Below are 17,780 nucleotides of genomic sequence, written 5' to 3' on the forward strand. Positions count from 1 at the left end.
GTGTTAAATGGATGAATTCAAACCAGAAGACGAGCTGAAACCCGATCCCAGCGATCGTCGTACTGGTCGTTCTCGTCAATCTTCAGAACGTGATAACGAGCCGCAGATCAACTTTGACGATGTTGATCTGGATGCAGACGATCGTCGCCCTTCGCGCAGCCGCAACGCGCACGAAGAGCGAGCAGAAGAGGATTATGAGTCCGAAGAAGATTCAATGGACGAACAGCCTGTAGAGCGTCGCCCGCGTAAACGTAAAAAAGCCGCTGCGCCAAAACCGGCGTCCCGCCAGTACATTATGATGGGCCTTGGCGTTCTGGTGCTTGTGCTGCTGATTGTCGGCATTGGCTCCGCGCTTAAAGCACCGTCAACGAACTCAACCGAGCAAACGGCTTCCGCTGAGAAGAGCATCAACCTTTCCGGTAACGATGCGTCCAATCAGGCGAATGGCGCACAGCCAGCGCCGGGTGCTACTTCCGCAGAGCAGACCGCCGGTAACACCACAGCGCCGCAGGATGTTTCTCTGCCGCCCGTTTCTTCAACCCCAGCTCAGGGTCAGGCACCTGTTGCGCCAGAAGGTCAGCAGCGTGTGGAAGTTCAGGGAGACCTGAACAATGCGCTGACGCAGCCGCAGAACCAGCAGCAGGTTGATAACGTCGTGGTTAACTCTACGCTGCCAACTGAACCTGCAACCGTTGCCCCGATTCGCGGCGGTAACGCTCAGCCGCAAACGGCCGCGACGGAAACCAAACCGCACCAGACGCAGACTACAACACGTCCTGAGCGTAAGCAGGCAGTGATTGAGCCTAAGCGTGAAACCAAACCTCAGGCAGTGGTAAAAGCGCCTGAAGTGAAAGCCGTACCGGCCCAGCCGAAACGCACGGAAACGGCTGCGGTGAGCGAGCCTGCTAAAGCGCCCGTCACGCAGACTGCGCCGAAAGCCACGGCGACCACCACGGCACCGGCTGCCACAGCGGCACCAGCCGCGACGGCAACCGCATCCAGCAGCGCGGCAGGTAAAACGGCAGGTAACGTCGGTTCGCTGAAGTCTGCGCCTTCCAGCAACTACACGCTGCAGCTGAGCAGTTCGTCTAACTACGACAACCTCAACAGCTGGGCGAAGAAATCAAATCTGAAAAACTATGTTGTTTATCAGACGACCCGTAACGGTCAGCCGTGGTATGTGCTGGTGAGCGGTGTTTATTCGTCAAAAGATGAAGCAAAACGTGCCGTAGCGGCGCTGCCAGCTGACGTTCAGGCGAAGAACCCATGGGCGAAGCCGATTCATCAGGTTCAGGCCGATCTGAAGTAATGTTTAAAGCGCAGGATGCTGTCGGAGCTTTCTCCACAGCCGGAGAAGGTGTAATCAGTTAGTCAGCATGAAAAAAAATCGCGCTTTTCTGAAATGGGCAGGGGGGAAATACCCCCTGCTCGATGATATTAAAAAGCACCTGCCTGAAGGCGAGTGTCTTATCGAACCTTTCGTGGGTGCGGGATCGGTGTTCCTCAACACCGATTTTTCTCGTTATATCCTGGCGGATATCAACAGCGACCTTATCAGCCTCTATAACATCGTTAAGCTCCGTACCGATGAGTATGTCGCAGAGGCGCGCAAGCTGTTTACGCCCGAGAACAATAACCCGGACGTTTACTACCAGTTCCGCGCGGAGTTTAACCAGAGCCAGGATCCGTTCCGCAGAGCCCTGCTGTTCCTCTATCTCAATCGTCATGGTTACAACGGCCTGTGCCGGTATAACCTGCGCGGGGAATTTAACGTGCCGTTTGGTCGCTACAAGCGCCCGTATTTCCCACAGGACGAGCTTTATCACTTTGCTGAAAAAGCGCAGAACGCTGAGTTTCATTGCCTCTCCTATGAAGAGTGTATGGAACTGGCAGGCGTTAATTCGGTGGTTTACTGTGACCCCCCATACGCGCCGCTGTCTGCGACGGCGAACTTCACCGCCTACCACACCAACAGCTTCAGCCCTGCCGAGCAGGCGCGTCTGGCGGAGATGGCGGAAAAGCTGGTCAGCAAAAGAATTCCGGTGTTAATTTCGAATCACGACACGCCTGATACGCGCGAATGGTACAAAGCCGCGAAGCATTTTCAGGTTAAGGTGCGGCGTAGCATTAGCAGCAACGGCGGCACACGTAAAAAGGTGGACGAACTCCTGGCTCTTTATCGCCCCTGAGCCGTTTTGCCCGCCGGTAAACACATTTCAAGGAGAAGCGGATGAAACAGTTTTTGATTGCTCCCTCAATTCTGTCGGCCGATTTTGCCCGCCTGGGTGAAGATACCGCCAACGCACTGGCGGCTGGCGCGGATGTCGTCCATTTCGACGTGATGGATAACCACTACGTTCCTAACCTGACCATCGGTCCGATGGTGCTCAAGGCGCTGCGTAACTATGGCATTACCGCCCCGATCGACGTTCACCTGATGGTGAAACCGGTTGATCGCATCGTGCCTGACTTCGCCGCGGCGGGTGCCAGCATCATCACCTTCCATCCGGAAGCCTCTGAACATGTGGATCGCACGCTGCAGCTGATCAAAGAGAACGGCTGTAAAGCGGGTCTGGTGTTTAACCCGGCCACGCCGCTGAGCTATCTCGACTATGTCATGGACAAGCTGGACGTGATCCTGCTGATGTCCGTTAACCCCGGTTTTGGCGGCCAGTCATTCATTCCTCACACGCTGGATAAGCTGCGTGAAGTCCGCCGTCGTATCGACGAGTCAGGCTACGACATTCGTCTGGAAGTAGACGGCGGCGTGAAAGTGAATAACATTGGTGAAATTGCGGCGGCAGGCGCGGATATGTTCGTTGCCGGTTCTGCCATTTTCGACCAACCGGATTACAAAAAAGTCATTGATGAAATGCGCCGCGAGCTGGCGAAGGTAAGTCATGGATAAATTACAGGCTATTCGGGGTGTGGCATTCGACCTCGACGGCACGCTGGTTGACAGCGCGCCGGGCTTAACGAGCGCCGTCGACCAGGCGCTGTATGCACTTGAACTCCCCGTTGCGGGTGAAGAGCGCGTCGTCACGTGGATTGGCAACGGCGCCGATGTTCTGATGGCGCGCGCGTTGACGTGGGCGCGTCAGGAGCGTGCGTCGCAGCGTTCCGCCCAGGGTAAACCGAGCGTCGATCACGCGGATATCCCGCAGGAAGAGCAGCTGCGTATTCTGCGCAAACTGTTCGATCGTTTCTATGAAGAGACCGTCGAGGAGGGCAGCTTCCTGTTCCCGGACGTTCAGGAAACGCTGAGCGCGCTGCACGCGAAGGGCATCCCGCTGGGTCTGGTGACCAACAAACCCACGCCGTTTGTCGCACCGCTGCTCGACGCGCTCGATATCGCGAAGTATTTCTCCGTCATTGTGGGCGGCGACGATGTGCAAAACAAAAAGCCCCATCCGGAACCGCTGCTGCTGGTGGCAGGAAAATTATCCTTAACGCCTGCGGAGCTGCTCTTTGTCGGCGATTCCCGCAATGATATTCTGGCTGCCCGCGCGGCCGGTTGTCCTTCCGTGGGGTTAACCTATGGCTACAACTACGGTGAAGCCATCACGCTGAGTGAGCCGGACGTCGTTTTCGACCACTTCAAAGATTTGTTGCCCGCACTCGGGCTTTCGCACAGTGAACATCAGGAATTGAACAATGACTAAGCCCATCGTTTTTAGTGGCGCACAGCCTTCAGGTGAATTGACCATTGGTAACTACATGGGTGCGTTACGTCAGTGGGTCAGCATGCAGGATGACTACCATTGCATTTACTGCATCGTTGATCTCCATGCGATTACCGCCCGTCAGGATCCTGAGAAGCTGCGCAAAGCCACGCTGGACACCCTGGCGCTGTATCTGGCCTGCGGCATCGATCCGGAGAAGAGCACCATCTTCGTTCAGTCGCACGTGCCGGAGCACGCGCAGCTGGGCTGGGCGCTGAACTGCTACACCTATTTCGGCGAGCTGAGCCGCATGACGCAGTTCAAGGATAAATCCGCGCGCTACTCTGAAAACATCAACGCCGGCCTGTTTGACTATCCGGTACTGATGGCGGCAGACATCCTGCTGTACCAGACAAACCAGGTACCTGTCGGCGAAGACCAGAAGCAGCACCTGGAGCTGAGCCGCGATATCGCCCAGCGCTTTAACGCGATCTACGGCGATGTGTTTAAAGTACCAGAGCCATTTATTCCGAAGTCCGGCGCACGCGTGATGTCGCTGCTGGAGCCGACCAAGAAGATGTCCAAGTCTGACGATAACCGCAACAACGTTATCGGCCTGCTGGAAGATCCGAAATCGGTTGTCAAAAAGCTCAAGCGCGCGGTCACGGACTCCGACGAGCCGCCTGTTGTGCGCTACGACGTGCAGAACAAAGCGGGCGTCTCCAACCTGCTGGATATCCTCTCCGGCGTCACCGGCCAGAGCATCCCAGAGCTGGAAAAACACTTCGAAGGCAAGATGTACGGCCACCTGAAAGGCGAAGTGGCAGATGCCGTTTCCGGCATGCTGACCGAGCTGCAGGAGCGTTATCACCGCTACCGTAACGACGAAGATTTCCTGCAGAAAGTGATGAAAGAGGGGGCGGAAAAAGCCAGCGCGCGCGCGTCCGAAACCCTGAAAGCGGTGTATGAAGCGATTGGGTTTGTGGGTAAACCTTAAGCTTGCTTTGCCGGGTGGCGGCTCCGCCTTACCCGGCCTACGGGACCGTGTAGGTCGGGTAAGCGTCAGCCCCACCCGACAAAAAACACACTCTCCAAAACTAAAAAACCGGGATATCCCGGTTTTTTTACGCCTGTAAAACGCTTACTGCTGTGCCGCCGGGCCGCAACCACCGATGATCTTCGAAATGGAGATCGCCGGGTGCAGCAGGTAATCGTAGCTGCAGTTATTTTTGGTGTTTTGAACGTGACCGGTGCAGGCCGTCAGAGTCGATAACAGGCCAACCAGAACGGCGGCCTTTGCCAGTTTGAACATACGCATTCCTTGTCTTTAAAACGAAAATTGGATGTAACTCAAGGGAATAAAGGGAAAAGTTCCACTTCGGGGCGGTATGTTATCGGTAGCGGTAAGAGGGGAGTAGTCCGCTTAAGGACTACTCCAGGAAGGGAGAATATGCGTTAGTGATTGGAGAACCAGTTCAGCCTGTCGCGCAGTTCAACCACGCGGCCCACCACAATCAGCGCCGGGCTTTCGACCTGCTGCGCCAGCTCGCCTAACTGCGTCAGCACGCCATCCACCACGCGCTGCGTAATGGCGGTGCCGTTTTCGACCAGCGCGACGGGCATATCCGCATTCATACCGTGCTCCAGCAGCTTCGCCTGAATCGTGGCGGCCTGATTGAGCCCCATGTAGAACACCAGCGTCTGCTTTTCGGCGGCCAGGTTATGCCAGTCCAGCTCGCTGCCGGTCTTCAGGTGGCCCGTCACCAGACGCACGCTCTGAGCGTAGTCGCGGTGGGTCAGCGGAATGCCAGAGTACGCTGAACAGCCGGACGCCGCCGTAATGCCGGGCACCACGGAGAACGGAATACCCGCGTCGCACAGGGTTTCCAGCTCTTCACCGCCGCGTCCAAAGATAAACGGATCGCCCCCCTTCAGGCGGACCACGCGTTTTCCCTTTTGCGCTTCGCGCAGCAGGATCTGGTTAATCTCCTCCTGCGGCACGCAGTGGTAGCCCGCGCGCTTGCCCACGAAAACGCGGTCGGCGTCGCGGCGCACCAGGTTCATGATGTCATCGGAGACCAGACGGTCGTACACCACGATATCCGCCTGCTGGATCTGCTGTAGCCCTTTCAGCGTCAGCAAACCCGCATCTCCGGGGCCTGCGCCCACCAGCACCACTTCGCCGCGATGGTCCAGCGGTTCGCTTAGCAACTGCTCAGTCGTCTCTTCAACGGCTTTGGTGTCCTGATTCGCCAGCGACTGCGCCAGCCTGTCGTTCACAAAGAATTTTTCCCAGAAGCGACGGCGCTCGCCCACGGTCGCGAAGGTTTGCTTCACGCGTGAACGCAGCTGACCGGCATAATGCGCAATCTGGCCAAGGTGTTGAGGCAACAGGGCTTCCAGTTTTTCCCGCAGCAGACGCGCGAGAACCGGTGAACGTCCCCCGGACGATACCGCAATCATCAGCGGCGAGCGGTCGATAATCGACGGCATGATAAAGCTGGCTTCTTTCGGCGCATCCACCACGTTGCAGAAGATACGGCGCGCTTCGCAGGCGTCGCTCACGCGCTGGTTCACTTCATCGTCATCCGTCGCGGCAATGGTCAGCCAGCAGGTGTCCAGCAGGGATTCATTAAACGCACCCTGTTCCAGCGTGAGCATCCCTTCCTGGGCCCAAACCTCAAACTGGGGGGCGAAGGAAAGGGCATTCACGGTCAGGCGGGCGCCAGCCTCTAACAGCAGGCGCGCTTTGCGCTCGGCCACGTCGCCGCCGCCCACGAGCAGGCAGTCGCGGTTGCGTAATTGACAAAAAATCGGCAGGTGATCCACGACGTTACCTCACAGCATTCATGGCGGGGGAAGAATTGACGTCAGGATAACAGCAGGAATCGTACAGAACATACGGTTTTTCCTGCCGTTACCCATAAGGGGTCATAAGCCTTTCCTATTGAAAAGGCGAGGGGTTACGCTTTCAGCTGCACCTCGCCGTCCTTCACGCGGACGTCGTAGTGTTTGACCGAGAAGCTTTCATCTTCCATGCAGAGTCCGTCGGTTAAGCGGAAACGCTGCTTTTTCAACGGGCTGGCGACCCACAGTTCACCCTGGTGCTCGGCAATCAGTCCGCGGGAGAGCACGCTGGCCTCAAAGAACGGGTCAATATTGCTGATGGCAAAGACCTGTTCATCGTGGCGAGGGCGGAAAATCGCCACCTGCTCGTTGCCCAGCAGCGCACAGACGCCGGTGGCGGGGAGAATGTCGTTAATATTGCAGATGTTTACCCACTGGCTCATGCGTTTTCCTCCACCAGCGTGACCGGAATACGTTCATACGGCGTCGCCGGACGATGCTGTTCGCGCTCCGGCACAACCTGTACGTTCGGGTCGCGCTGGGTGCTGTTGATAAAGTGTTTGAAGCGCGTCTGCGCCGCCGGGGTGTTGACGGTTTCCGTCCACTCGCAGATCACCGCCTCGCGCAGGCGCGCCATTTCCGCTTCCAGATGTTCGTTCAGGCCCAGCTTGTCGTCGATAATGACCGATTTCAGGTAGTCGATGCCGCCCTCGAGGTTATCGAGCCAGGAGGCGGTACGGGTCAGCTTATCGGCGGTACGGATGTAGAACATCATGAAGCGGTCGAGATACTGAATCAGCGTGTCGCGATCGAGATCCGCCGCCAGCAGGTCCGCATGGCGCGGTTTCATCCCGCCGTTGCCGCACACATACAGGTTCCAGCCTTTCTCGGTGGCAATAATACCCACGTCTTTACCCTGCGCTTCCGCACATTCGCGGGTACAGCCGGAGACGCCGAACTTCATTTTGTGCGGGGTACGGATGCCTTTGTAGCGGTTTTCCAGCTCAACGCCGAAGCCCACGCTGTCACCGACGCCGTAGCGGCACCAGGTGCTGCCCACGCAGGTTTTCGCCATGCGCAGCGCTTTGGCGTACGCGTGACCGGTTTCGAAGCCCGCTTCAATCAGCTGACGCCAGATTTCCGGCAGGTCGTCCTTCTGCGCGCCAAACAGGCCGATACGCTGGGAGCCGGTAATTTTGGTGTAGAGGTTAAATTCACGTGCGATACGGCCCACCGCGACCAGCCCTTCCGGGGTGATTTCACCACCGGCGGAACGCGGAATGACGGAGTAAGTACCGTCTTTCTGAATGTTCGCCAGGAAGTTATCGTTGGTGTCCTGCAGCGGCGTATGCTCGGGTTTGAGCACGTACTCGTTCCAGCAGGACGCCAGCAGGGAGCCGACTGTCGGTTTACACACTTCACAGCCGTAACCCTGGCCGTGCTTCGCCAGCAGTTCGTCGAAGGACTTGATGCCTTCCACGCGGATCAGGTGATACAGCTCCTGGCGAGAGTAAGCGAAGTGCTCGCAAAGGTTGTTGTTCACTTCGATGCCCTGTTTCGCCAGTTCGGCGTTCAGCACCTGGGTGACCAGCGGAATACAGCCGCCGCAGCCGGTACCGGCTTTGGTTTCCGCTTTCAGCGCCGCAACGGTGTGGCACCCTTTGTTGATCGCGGAGATCAGCATGCCTTTGGTGACGTCGAAGCAAGAGCAAATCTGCGCGCTGTCCGGCAGTTTATCCACGCCGATGGACGGCTTGCCGCTGGAGGCGTGCGCCGGGAGGATCAGCGCGTCCGGGTTTTCCGGCAGCTCGATGGCGTTCAGCACCAGCTGGAGCAGGTTGCCGAAGTCGCTGGTGTCGCCCACCAGCACCGCGCCGAGCAGGGTTTTGTTGTCCTGGCTGACGATGAGACGTTTGTAGACCTCTTTGCTTTCGTCGAGATAGACATAGCTGCGCGCGCCGGGCGTGCGGCCATGCGCATCGCCAATACCGCCTACGTCCACGCCCAGCAGCTTCAGCTTGGCGCTCATGTCTGCGCCGGTGAAGGCGTTTTCGCTGCCCAGGATATGATCCACGGCGACCTGCGCCATTTTGTACCCGGGCGCGACCAGGCCGAATACGCGGTTGTTCCAGCTGGCGCATTCGCCGATGGCGTAAATATCCGGGTCGGAGGTCTGGCAGGTGTCGTTAATCATGATCCCACCGCGCTGCGCGACGGCCAGACCGCATTGCGTTGCCAGCTTGTCGCGCGGGCGGATACCGGTGGAGAAGACGATGAAGTCCACCTCCAGCTCGCTGCCGTCGGCAAAGCGCATGGTTTTGCGTGCTTCAGTCCCTTCCTGAACGATCTCTTTGGTGTTTTTGCTGGTGTGAACCTTCACGCCCATGCTTTCGATCTTACGGCGCAGCTGATCGCCACCCATGTGGTCGAGCTGTTCGGCCATCAGCATCGGCGCAAATTCGATGACGTGGGTTTCAACGCCGAGGTTTTTCAGCGCGCCCGCGGCTTCCAGGCCCAGCAGGCCACCGCCAACAACCGCGCCGCGTTTGCTTCGACGCGCGCAGGATTCGATGGCGTTGAGGTCCTCAATCGTGCGATAAACGAAGCAATCCTGAGTCTCCGAGCCTTTAATGGGTGGGATCCACGGATACGAGCCCGTTGCCATGATCAGCTTGTCGTAAAAAACCGTACGGCCGGCGCTGGAGTGGATCACTTTTTCCTGACGGTTGATGGTGATAGCGCGTTCGCCCACCAGCACTTTTACGCCATGCTTCTCGTAGAAACCTTCACGCACCAGAGAGAGCTCTTCGGCGGTATGATGGGAGAAGTAGGAAGACAGGTGCACACGGTCGTATGCCTTGCGGGGTTCTTCACAGAACACGGTAATATCGAACTGCTCAGCATCGGCTTTATCGAGAAGATCCTCAATAAAGCGGTGGCCGACCATGCCGTTACCGATGATAGCGAGTCTGACTTTGCTCATTATTGCCTCGATTTCTTTTCTATTATTGCCTACCTTAACGATTCAGCAGGGGCGCTTATTGATGCAAATCAAATACGCCTTCGCCTACTCCTTAGGTGGTATATGACTGATTTGTCAGGATTTTTATAAGTGGCGGAAATCGCAGGCTTTTCGTGTTCGTTGAATTTGTGTACAAATCAGGGGCGGTTTTGCAAAAATCGATACGCCTGAATATCAGCTGCGTTTATGAGGGGAAAGGTATGTCTACATCACCGTTATGGCTTGTTCAGAATGTGCGTTTACCGGGTCGGGAAGGGCTGTGGCAACTTGCCATCGAGAACGGGCGTTTTGGTGATATCACCCCCATGGACGATACCCACGCCGAAAGTTATGAGGTACTGAACGCGCGCGGTGGGCTTGCTCTCCCGCCGTTCATCGAGCCGCATATTCATCTTGATACCACCCAGACGGCGGGGGAGCCGAACTGGAACCAGTCCGGCACGCTGTTCGAAGGCATTGAACGCTGGGCGGAGCGCAAGGCGCTGCTCAGCCACGAGGATGTGAAAGCACGCGCCTGGAAAACGCTGAAGTGGCAAATTGCTAACGGCATTCAGTTTGTCCGCACCCATGTGGATGTCTCTGACCCAACGCTTACCGCCCTGAAGGCGATGCTGGAGGTGAAGCAGGAGGTGGCCCCGTGGGTAACGCTGCAAATCGTCGCGTTTCCGCAGGAAGGTATTCTCTCTTACCCGAACAGCGCGGCGCTGCTTGAAGAGGCGTTAAAACTGGGAGCCGACGTGGTGGGGGCGATCCCGCACTTCGAATTTACCCGGGAATATGGCGTCCAGTCGCTGCACATCGCTTTTGAGCTGGCGAAGAAGTATGACCGACCGCTGGATATCCACTGCGATGAAATTGACGACGAACAGTCGAGGTTTGTCGAGACGGTGGCCACGCTGGCGTATGAGGCTGGCATCGGCCCGCGCGTGACGGCCAGCCACACCACCGCTATGCACTCCTACAACGGCGCGTACACCTCTCGGCTTTTCCGCCTGCTGAAGATGTCGGGGATTAACTTCGTCGCGAATCCGCTGGTCAATATCCACCTGCAGGGGCGCTTTGATGACTATCCGAAGCGTCGCGGTATCACCCGCGTGAAAGAACTGCAGGAGGCGGGCATTAACGTCTGCTTTGGTCACGACGATGTCTTCGACCCGTGGTACCCGCTCGGCACCGGCAATATGCTGCAGGTGCTGCATATGGGGCTACACGTCTGCCAGATGATGGGCTATCCGCAAATCGACAATGGCCTGAACCTGATCACCCATAACAGCGCCCGTACCTTCGGCCTGAGCGATTACGGTATTGAAACGGGAAATCCGGCAAACCTGATTATTCTGCCTGCGGAGAGCGGGTTTGAAGCGGTGCGCTGTCAGGTGCCGGTGCGCTGGTCGATTCGTCAGGGGCGGATTATCGCCACCACGCAGCTGGCGCAGACCTGGATCCAGATGGATACCGGAGGAGAAGAGGTCAGTTTCGCCAGAAACAGCCCCTCTGCATAATGCAAAGGGGCGCAGGGTTTAGTGCGATGCCGCTGCCGCGTTGTGCTGGCGGTGGCGGGTCACAAAGCCCAGGATGAAGCACATGATGAACACCACGGCGTACAGACCGTTCGCGGTGTGCAGCGCGGCCAGCGGGCCGCTGTGGGCTACGATCGGGCCCGTCACCACGAAGGTCAGCATGGTGCCGATGGTGCCGCAGGTCAGAACGAAGTTAACCAGCTTCGGCGAGGCCACTTTGGTCTGCAGAGAGCCCAGGGTGATGATCGAGGTGTAGATCGCGCTGGAGAAGAAGCCCAGGGTCAGAATGAACCACGGCATATGTTCCGGGGAACCGTTGATGAACAGATACATCAGCACGGTCGCCAGGCCCGCCAGCACGGTCAGAATGCGCTGCAGGTCGAAGAAGCGCAGGATGAAGCTAAACGCCCACATGCCGAACATGTAGGACATCCAGAAATCGCTCACCAGTTTGCCCGCGTCGTTCAGGCTCATGCCCAGACCTTTGGCGTATTCCGGTACCCAGGAGATAAAGCCCAGCTGGCCCAGGATGTAGCACAGGGCGGCGATGGAGAGGAACAGCACGCCGATACCCCATTTCTCTTTCGCCACAGGCTCTGCCGTGGTTTGCGCTTTTTTACCCAGAACCGGGAATTCGCAGCCGAAGGTCAGAATGAAAATAGCAACGTAGACCAGACCGATGCAGGCGTAGACCCAGTACCACTCAATGCTGCGCGCCAGCAGAACGGCAGCGACCATCGGGAAGATCATTCCGGCCATGCTGAAGAAGGAGTCGGTAAACAGCAGGCGCGCGCCGCGCTGGCGGCCTTCATACATATGGGTAATCAGGAACGTCCCGATCGACATGGTGATCCCGCTGACCAGGCCGAGCACGAACATGGCGGCTGAGAACAGGGCGATGCTGTGGCTGAGCATCAGACCCGCCACGGCGGCAACCATCAGCACGAAGCCGAAGCGAAGCTGGGTTTTCAGCGGCACGATTTCCATCAGCCAGGCATTCAGGAAGATAGAGATCAGGATCCCTGCGTTGAGGAAGGTGAAGGTGTTACTCATGCTGGAAACGGGCAGCTGGAAGTAGTCTGCGATATTCCCCATCACCATCCCGGTGACGATCACCAACGCGCCGGTCAGGGCGTAGGAGAAGAAGCTGATCCATGTGAGCTTGATGCGATTGCTGTTAGTCATGTCTGGCCTGTTCAAAAAAAGAAAAGCGCCGAAGGGGCGCTGAGAGCGGGCAGATTTTAGTCGCTAAAGTGATCCATTCCTATCTTTTAAGGGTAATGATTATGTCATTGCAGGTTTTAATGTGATCTAAATCACATTAAGTGGCGGTCTAACCAATCGTTTGCGCAGTAATAATTGTTTCAATTTCGTAAAATTAGGTAAAAGGCTGGTCTACGTTCATACTGCTCTTTAGAATCAAGCCATTCGCTTTTTATACTGCGCTTTGTTAAGGAATTCTCATGCTCAAATCAACACTGGCGGCTGTCGCAGCTGTGTTTGCTCTTTCTGCCGTTTCCCCTGCTGCGCTGGCAGCAAAAGGGGACCCTCACGTTCTGCTGACCACCTCCGCCGGGAATATTGAGCTGGAACTGAATAGCCAGAAAGCTCCGGTTTCTGTGAAAAACTTCCTCGACTATGTGAACAGTGGTTTCTATAACAACACCACCTTCCACCGCGTGATCCCGGGCTTCATGATTCAGGGTGGCGGCTTCAACGAGCAGATGCAGCAGAAACAGCCGAACCCGCCAATCAAAAACGAAGCGGACAACGGCCTGCTGAACAAACGCGGCACGATCTCTATGGCGCGTACCGCAGACAAAGATAGCGCGACCAGCCAGTTCTTCCTCAACGTGGCGGATAACGCCTTCCTCGACCACGGCCAGCGCGACTTCGGCTATGCGGTGTTCGGTAAAATCGTGAAAGGGATGGACGTGGCCGATAAGATTTCTCAGGTGCCTACCCATGACGTCGGTCCGTATCAGAATGTGCCGTCCAAACCTGTCGTGATCCTCTCCGCAAAAGTTCTGCCGTAACGTTCTTCGACGCGGGCGAGGCTCGCCCGTGTTGTGACCCCTCCCTGCGAAAGCGCGTTTTGCTGCTTATACTTGTGGCAAACGGACTATTCAGGGAGGCGTTAAGTGAAAAAACTCACCGACAAGCAAAAATCCCGTCTCTGGGAGCAGCAGCGTAGCGTCAACTTTCAGGCCAGTTGTCTCCTTGAGAAAGGTAATGGTCCATCGGATCCCGACATTGAGAGCCTGGCGCTTGGGCCTTCCGCGCCCGGGTTACCCCATCTGTGCCTTATTCACCGCCATCTCTACCGCAGAGAGATGAAGCGGGCAGGTGAGTTCCGTACCGACGATATTTTCAAAGGTGATATTCCCTTCTGCCATTTCGAATACATCGAAAAGATGGGTAATGAACTGATGGCGGCACTGGAAAGCGAAAAGTATCTGGCTGGCCTTGAGAAAGCGGCGTTCATTGAAAAAATTAGCCATTATTATTGTGAAATCAACATGCTGCATCCTTTTGCGAGTGGTAACGGTATTGCTCAGCGCGTTTTCTTTGAGCAGCTGGCGATCCATGCGGGCTATTCACTGGACTGGCGCGATATCGATCCCGAGGAGTGGGTGTCCGCTAACCGCAGCGGCGCAACGGGGGATTTAACCGCGCTAAACGCGATCTTTGCCAAAGTAGTGAGCGAAGCGCGGGAATCTGAGTAGAATAGGGCGGCATTTTTTTCGGGAGCCGCCATGATTCTGCTGATTGATAACTACGATTCCTTCACCTGGAACCTTTACCAGTATTTTTGCGAACTGGGTGCAGAGGTGGTTGTCCGACGTAACGACGAGATTGGCCTGGCCGATATCGAGACGCTGGCTCCGCAGAAAATCGTGATTTCACCCGGCCCCTGCACGCCGTCGGAATCAGGTATTTCGCTGGAGGTTATCCAGCACTATGCCGGCAAGCTGCCGATCCTCGGCGTTTGTCTGGGCCATCAGGCGATTGCCCAGGCCTTTGGTGCCACCATCGTGCGCGCCGCCAAAGTCATGCACGGTAAAACCTCGCCGGTCACCCACACGGGCACCGGAGTGTTCACGGGGCTCAATAATCCGTTAACCGTGACGCGCTACCATTCGCTGGTGATTGACCCGTCGACGCTGCCCGACGGCTTTGAGGTGACCGCCTGGAGCGATACGCAGGAGATCATGGGGATTCGTCACCGCGAATGGGATCTCGAAGGCGTGCAGTTCCATCCGGAAAGCATCCTCAGCGAGCAGGGGCACGCGCTGCTGGCAAATTTCCTCCATCGCTGAATATCTGTTGCCTTGCTGTGATTTTTTATGCATATTTTGTGATTATATTTTCACAATCAATGTGACATAAATGGATGGGCATGACATGGCAACTGAACAACCAGCAATTACCCGCGCGACATTCGATGAAGTGATTCTGCCGATTTATGCACCGGCTGAATTTATCCCGGTGAAGGGGAAAGGCAGCCGCGTCTGGGATCAGCAGGGCAAGGAGTATGTGGATTTCGCGGGCGGTATTGCGGTCACGGCGCTGGGTCATTGCCATCCCGCGCTGGTGGAGGCGCTGAAAACCCAGGGCGAAACCCTGTGGCACACCAGCAACGTCTTCACCAACGAACCGGCGCTGCGCCTGGGCCGTAAGATCATTGATGCCACGTTTGCCGAGCGCGTGCTGTTTATGAACTCCGGCACCGAAGCCAACGAAACCGCCTTTAAGCTGGCGCGCTACTACGCGACCACGCGCCACAGCCCGTACAAAACCAAAATCATCGCCTTCCACAATGCCTTCCACGGACGCTCCTTCTTTACCGTCTCCGTTGGCGGTCAGCCAAAGTATTCCGACGGGTTTGGCCCGAAACCGGCCGACATCGTCCACGTGCCGTTTAACGATCTGCACGCGGTGAAAGCGGTGATGGACGACCACACCTGCGCGGTGGTGGTCGAGCCTATTCAGGGGGAAGGCGGCGTGACCGCGGCAACCCCGGAATTCCTGAAAGGGCTGCGCGCGCTGTGCGACGAACATCAGGCGCTGCTGGTGTTTGATGAAGTGCAGTGCGGGATGGGGCGTACCGGGGACCTGTTTGCCTATATGCACTACGGCGTGACGCCGGATATTTTGACCAGCGCGAAAGCGCTCGGCGGCGGTTTCCCGGTGAGTGCGGTCCTGACGACGCAGGAGATCGCCTCCGCGTTCCACGTCGGTTCTCATGGCTCTACCTACGGCGGTAACCCGCTGGCGAGCGCCGTAGCGGGGGCCGCGTTCGACATCATCAACACGCCAGAGGTGCTAAACGGCGTTAGCGCGAAGCGCGAGCTGTTTGTGAAGCACCTGAAGCAGATTGACGAGCAGTACGACGTGTTCAGCGAGATCCGCGGGATGGGGCTGCTGATTGGCGCCGAGCTGAAGCCGCAGTACAAGGGCCGCGCGCGCGACTTCCTGCACGCCGCCGCTCGCGAAGGGGTGATGGTGCTCAACGCCGGGCCGGACGTGATGCGCTTTGCGCCGTCGCTGGTGGTGGAAGACAAAGACATCGAAGACGGCTTAACCCGCTTTGCCGCGGCGGTTGCAAAGATCGTTAAAGGCTAATATTCGGTTCGTTTCAACCGGCGCGTTAACCAAACCCCATGATGCGGACGCTGACGCCATGCCACCGACGAAATGGTGTGCATGGTGTTCAGATGCCCCAGCACGCGCTGCAAGTGTTGCTCAAGGGTGCTCATTGGCCCGTGGGTTAACGTCTCCGGCGCTTCCAGAATATTTAAATCCCCCGACTCGCCCGGTGAGTCATACTCCAGACGCTGCTGGCAGCGCTGCAACGCAATTTCACACGACTGCAGGTAGCGCTGCGCCAGATCCGGCGTCAGCATCGTATGCTCGCGCGCCAGCGTCGTCATGGCGTTAATGTGCTCGACGATAAACTGGCTGTGCGTCACCCACAGCTTCATGTCCGCCAGATAGTGCGAATTAAAGCCCGGCTCCTGCATCGCCTGGTTGAGCGAGTTGAACAGGGCGTTGTGCGCCTGGTTGACCTTCATGCGCTGATACGCCAGCGGGGAGGGCTGCGGGTCGTCGCTCAGGATGAGGCGAATGGCCTGCTGGTCGGCCTCCAGCGCGTCGTGGGCGTTCTGCCTGAGCAGCCCGCTCTGCCACTGCGGCCACAGCCAGACCATGCCGCCGAAGGCAATCAGGCAGCCGATCAGGGTATCAATCAGCCTGGCGATAATAAACTGTTCGCCGTTCAGCGTAAGCAGCTGCAGGGTGTATACCGCCGTCACCGTAAAGCCCACCATCGCCCAGCCGTAATTTTTGCGGATAATCAGGTAGCTCACCAGCGTGATCGCCAGCATGCCTGCCAGGGTATAGCCTTCCGGCACGTGGAAGTGCAGCGTTACGCCTGCAATGATCAGCCCGGCCATGGTGCCGCCCGCCCGGTGCAGAATACGCACCCGCGTGGCGCCGTAGCCGTTCTGGGTGACGAACAGCACGGTCATTAAGATCCAGTAGGGCTTCGGCAGATGCAGCGCCATGCCCATCAGGCTGGCGATACTGAGCATCACGCTAATTCGTGCGGCATTGCGCAGGGCGGACGATTTGAGAGACAGATAGCTTTTGAGCGCGGGCAACAGGGGAAGCCGTTTTTGTTTATCCGCCATCAGGTCGCGGGAATAAAGCGGGCGCTGGGTGCGCAGCACGCGGGCGATGCGGCTGAAGTGCCAGGCGGCAAACTGGCCGACCGGGTTATCCGGATGCTGACGGGCGATTTTCTCCAGCGCACCGAGCTGTTTTTCCATGTTAAAGCGCGTGGGATAGCGGTGGTAGAGAATATCGTCAGCCAGCACGCGCAGGCGTGCCGAGACGGTCTGCGCGTTCCAGCGGATCACCGCTTCGGCGTGGCTGCGCTCAACCAGCTTTTGCACCTCCTGCGGGTGGTGCAGGCTAACGGAGATATGCTCCTGCAGATCCAGGCCTACCTGGAAGGTGCGCAGCAGCCGTTTGTATTCGTGGTTCTTGTTGGCGGCGAGCATATGCAGCTGCTGATAGCACTGGCTTATCAGATCCACCACCTTCTGCTGGCGCGTCAGCAGCGGCGGTAAGGCTTTTTCCGGATCGGTATGCTGGGTGAGCAGGGTGTATTTGGCTTCACAGTATTCCGCCAACTGCACATAGAGCAGGCTCAGGGATTCGCGCAGCGGCTGTTCCCGCCACAGCCAGAACCAGAACCAGTTAAACAGCCCGTACCACAGTGTTCCCAGCGCGTAGATCAGTAGCGGCTCCCACACCGGCATATTCCCGGCGAGGCTCAGCGTGAAGATGGCCGCAATCAGCGAGGCGGGAAGCAGGCGGGCGTGCAGCGAGCTGATTTCCGCCGTGACGCCGACCGTCATCGCCAGCACCGTCAGGATCAGCGGCAGCGGGATATCCCGGGCCAGTAAAAGCTGTACGGCAAGGCTACAGCCAGCAAACAGGCAGCCGCCCACGATCAGTCGTTTGAAAAAGCGCTTATGCGGTGTGTCCAGGCCAGCAATGTTGCAGCAGGCGGGCACGAGGGAAAAGAGCAGGCCTTGCTGAAGGTGTCCGAGGATCAGGCCGATGGCCACGGGTAGACACAACACCAGCGTTTGTCGCAGTGCGTAGTTAACTTCCGGGTGATAGATCAGCCTGCGCCACATGAGGAGTAGAGACAAAAAC

Annotated in this window: 16 protein-coding genes; 10 read left to right on the top strand and 6 right to left on the bottom strand. The window is 57.4% G+C overall.

Translation table 11 applies throughout. The features are described 5' to 3' along the window. The first annotated feature begins 7 nt into the window (after positions 1–7). From damX to trpS, 5 genes are all read left to right on the top strand, one after another. Complete coding sequence (damX, locus tag N6P30_RS07885) at positions 8–1,309, top strand: cell division protein DamX (RefSeq protein WP_023294719.1); 1,302 nt, start codon at positions 8–10, stop codon at positions 1,307–1,309. Positions 1,310–1,376: 67 nt separating this feature from the next. Then, positions 1,377–2,189 carry an adenine-specific DNA-methyltransferase gene (gene dam, locus N6P30_RS07890; protein ID WP_008503033.1) on the top strand — a complete coding sequence of 271 codons (813 nt, stop codon included), beginning with the start codon at positions 1,377–1,379 and terminating at the stop codon, positions 2,187–2,189. A 41-nt stretch (positions 2,190–2,230) separates the two neighbouring features. Continuing rightward, entirely contained in the window at positions 2,231–2,908 is a 678-nt protein-coding gene (gene rpe, locus N6P30_RS07895; RefSeq protein WP_008503032.1) for a ribulose-phosphate 3-epimerase, read from the top strand. After that, entirely contained in the window at positions 2,901–3,662 is a 762-nt protein-coding gene (gene gph / locus N6P30_RS07900; protein WP_021242202.1) for a phosphoglycolate phosphatase, read from the top strand. The genes rpe and gph overlap by 8 nt, the downstream gene beginning before the upstream one ends. Further along, the gene (gene trpS, locus N6P30_RS07905) at positions 3,655–4,659 is read left to right on the top strand and encodes a tryptophan--tRNA ligase (protein ID WP_023294718.1); all 1,005 of its coding nucleotides are present in this window, start codon (positions 3,655–3,657) and stop codon (positions 4,657–4,659) included. Before gph ends, trpS begins: the two co-directional genes overlap by 8 nt. Before the next feature lie 144 nt (positions 4,660–4,803). Here the strand turns inward: trpS and N6P30_RS07910 are convergent, their stop codons facing one another. The 4 genes from N6P30_RS07910 to nirB all read right to left on the bottom strand — a co-directional run bounded on the left by N6P30_RS07910 (position 4,804) and on the right by nirB (position 9,492). Next, positions 4,804–4,974, bottom strand: a complete 171-nt coding sequence (locus tag N6P30_RS07910) for a YhfL family protein (RefSeq protein WP_008503029.1) — start codon at positions 4,972–4,974, stop codon at positions 4,804–4,806. Positions 4,975–5,117: 143 nt separating this feature from the next. Continuing rightward, a complete protein-coding gene (cysG, locus tag N6P30_RS07915; RefSeq protein ID WP_008503028.1) occupies positions 5,118–6,491 on the bottom strand; it encodes a siroheme synthase CysG in 1,374 nt (457 codons plus the stop codon). A 134-nt stretch (positions 6,492–6,625) separates the two neighbouring features. Then, entirely contained in the window at positions 6,626–6,952 is a 327-nt protein-coding gene (gene nirD / locus N6P30_RS07920; RefSeq protein WP_008503027.1) for a nitrite reductase small subunit NirD, read from the bottom strand. After that, complete coding sequence (gene nirB / locus N6P30_RS07925) at positions 6,949–9,492, bottom strand: nitrite reductase large subunit NirB (protein WP_021242204.1); 2,544 nt, start codon at positions 9,490–9,492, stop codon at positions 6,949–6,951. Before nirB ends, nirD begins: the two co-directional genes overlap by 4 nt. A gap of 239 nt (positions 9,493–9,731) precedes the next feature. Here nirB and N6P30_RS07930 point away from each other — a divergent pair, with 239 nt between their 5' ends. Next, positions 9,732–11,033 carry a cytosine deaminase gene (locus tag N6P30_RS07930; protein ID WP_023294717.1) on the top strand — a complete coding sequence of 434 codons (1,302 nt, stop codon included), beginning with the start codon at positions 9,732–9,734 and terminating at the stop codon, positions 11,031–11,033. An 18-nt stretch (positions 11,034–11,051) separates the two neighbouring features. On the opposite strand, the gene tsgA is transcribed toward N6P30_RS07930, so the two are convergent. Continuing rightward, the gene (gene tsgA / locus N6P30_RS07935) at positions 11,052–12,236 is read right to left on the bottom strand and encodes an MFS transporter TsgA (RefSeq protein WP_021242206.1); all 1,185 of its coding nucleotides are present in this window, start codon (positions 12,234–12,236) and stop codon (positions 11,052–11,054) included. 278 nt (positions 12,237–12,514) lie between these two features. Here tsgA and ppiA point away from each other — a divergent pair, with 278 nt between their 5' ends. The 4 genes from ppiA (at position 12,515) to N6P30_RS07955 (ending at position 15,677) form a co-directional block, all read left to right on the top strand. Next, positions 12,515–13,087: a peptidylprolyl isomerase A gene (gene ppiA / locus N6P30_RS07940; RefSeq protein ID WP_014885514.1), complete on the top strand. Its 573-nt coding sequence runs from the start codon at positions 12,515–12,517 to the stop codon at positions 13,085–13,087. A gap of 105 nt (positions 13,088–13,192) precedes the next feature. Then, positions 13,193–13,777: a putative adenosine monophosphate-protein transferase Fic gene (locus tag N6P30_RS07945; protein WP_023294716.1), complete on the top strand. Its 585-nt coding sequence runs from the start codon at positions 13,193–13,195 to the stop codon at positions 13,775–13,777. 30 nt (positions 13,778–13,807) lie between these two features. Continuing rightward, a complete protein-coding gene (gene pabA, locus N6P30_RS07950; protein ID WP_008503021.1) occupies positions 13,808–14,371 on the top strand; it encodes an aminodeoxychorismate synthase component 2 in 564 nt (187 codons plus the stop codon). A gap of 85 nt (positions 14,372–14,456) precedes the next feature. Further along, the gene (locus tag N6P30_RS07955; protein ID WP_023294715.1) at positions 14,457–15,677 is read left to right on the top strand and encodes an aspartate aminotransferase family protein; all 1,221 of its coding nucleotides are present in this window, start codon (positions 14,457–14,459) and stop codon (positions 15,675–15,677) included. Here the strand turns inward: N6P30_RS07955 and N6P30_RS07960 are convergent. Then, the gene (locus N6P30_RS07960) at positions 15,674–17,761 is read right to left on the bottom strand and encodes a YccS/YhfK family putative transporter (RefSeq protein WP_023294714.1); all 2,088 of its coding nucleotides are present in this window, start codon (positions 17,759–17,761) and stop codon (positions 15,674–15,676) included. The genes N6P30_RS07955 and N6P30_RS07960 overlap by 4 nt on opposite strands. Positions 17,762–17,780 lie beyond the last annotated feature (19 nt).

The sequence above is a fragment of the Enterobacter sp. PL1 genome, assembly GCF_945957325.1.
Taxonomy (GTDB): domain Bacteria; phylum Pseudomonadota; class Gammaproteobacteria; order Enterobacterales; family Enterobacteriaceae; genus Enterobacter; species Enterobacter roggenkampii.

Excerpts from the sequence above, each read along its gene's own strand:
- damX (WP_023294719.1), top strand. The coding sequence starts at position 8 with ATGGATGAATTCAAACCAGAAGACGAGCTGAAACCCGATCCCAGCGAT.
- dam (WP_008503033.1), top strand. The coding sequence starts at position 1,377 with ATGAAAAAAAATCGCGCTTTTCTGAAATGGGCAGGGGGGAAATACCCC.
- rpe (WP_008503032.1), top strand. The coding sequence starts at position 2,231 with ATGAAACAGTTTTTGATTGCTCCCTCAATTCTGTCGGCCGATTTTGCC.
- gph (WP_021242202.1), top strand. The coding sequence starts at position 2,901 with ATGGATAAATTACAGGCTATTCGGGGTGTGGCATTCGACCTCGACGGC.
- trpS (WP_023294718.1), top strand. The coding sequence starts at position 3,655 with ATGACTAAGCCCATCGTTTTTAGTGGCGCACAGCCTTCAGGTGAATTG.
- N6P30_RS07910 (WP_008503029.1), bottom strand. The coding sequence starts at position 4,974 with ATGTTCAAACTGGCAAAGGCCGCCGTTCTGGTTGGCCTGTTATCGACT.
- nirD (WP_008503027.1), bottom strand. The coding sequence starts at position 6,952 with ATGAGCCAGTGGGTAAACATCTGCAATATTAACGACATTCTCCCCGCC.
- nirB (WP_021242204.1), bottom strand. The coding sequence starts at position 9,492 with ATGAGCAAAGTCAGACTCGCTATCATCGGTAACGGCATGGTCGGCCAC.
- N6P30_RS07930 (WP_023294717.1), top strand. The coding sequence starts at position 9,732 with ATGTCTACATCACCGTTATGGCTTGTTCAGAATGTGCGTTTACCGGGT.
- tsgA (WP_021242206.1), bottom strand. The coding sequence starts at position 12,236 with ATGACTAACAGCAATCGCATCAAGCTCACATGGATCAGCTTCTTCTCC.
- ppiA (WP_014885514.1), top strand. The coding sequence starts at position 12,515 with ATGCTCAAATCAACACTGGCGGCTGTCGCAGCTGTGTTTGCTCTTTCT.
- pabA (WP_008503021.1), top strand. The coding sequence starts at position 13,808 with ATGATTCTGCTGATTGATAACTACGATTCCTTCACCTGGAACCTTTAC.
- N6P30_RS07955 (WP_023294715.1), top strand. The coding sequence starts at position 14,457 with ATGGCAACTGAACAACCAGCAATTACCCGCGCGACATTCGATGAAGTG.
- N6P30_RS07960 (WP_023294714.1), bottom strand. The coding sequence starts at position 17,761 with ATGTGGCGCAGGCTGATCTATCACCCGGAAGTTAACTACGCACTGCGA.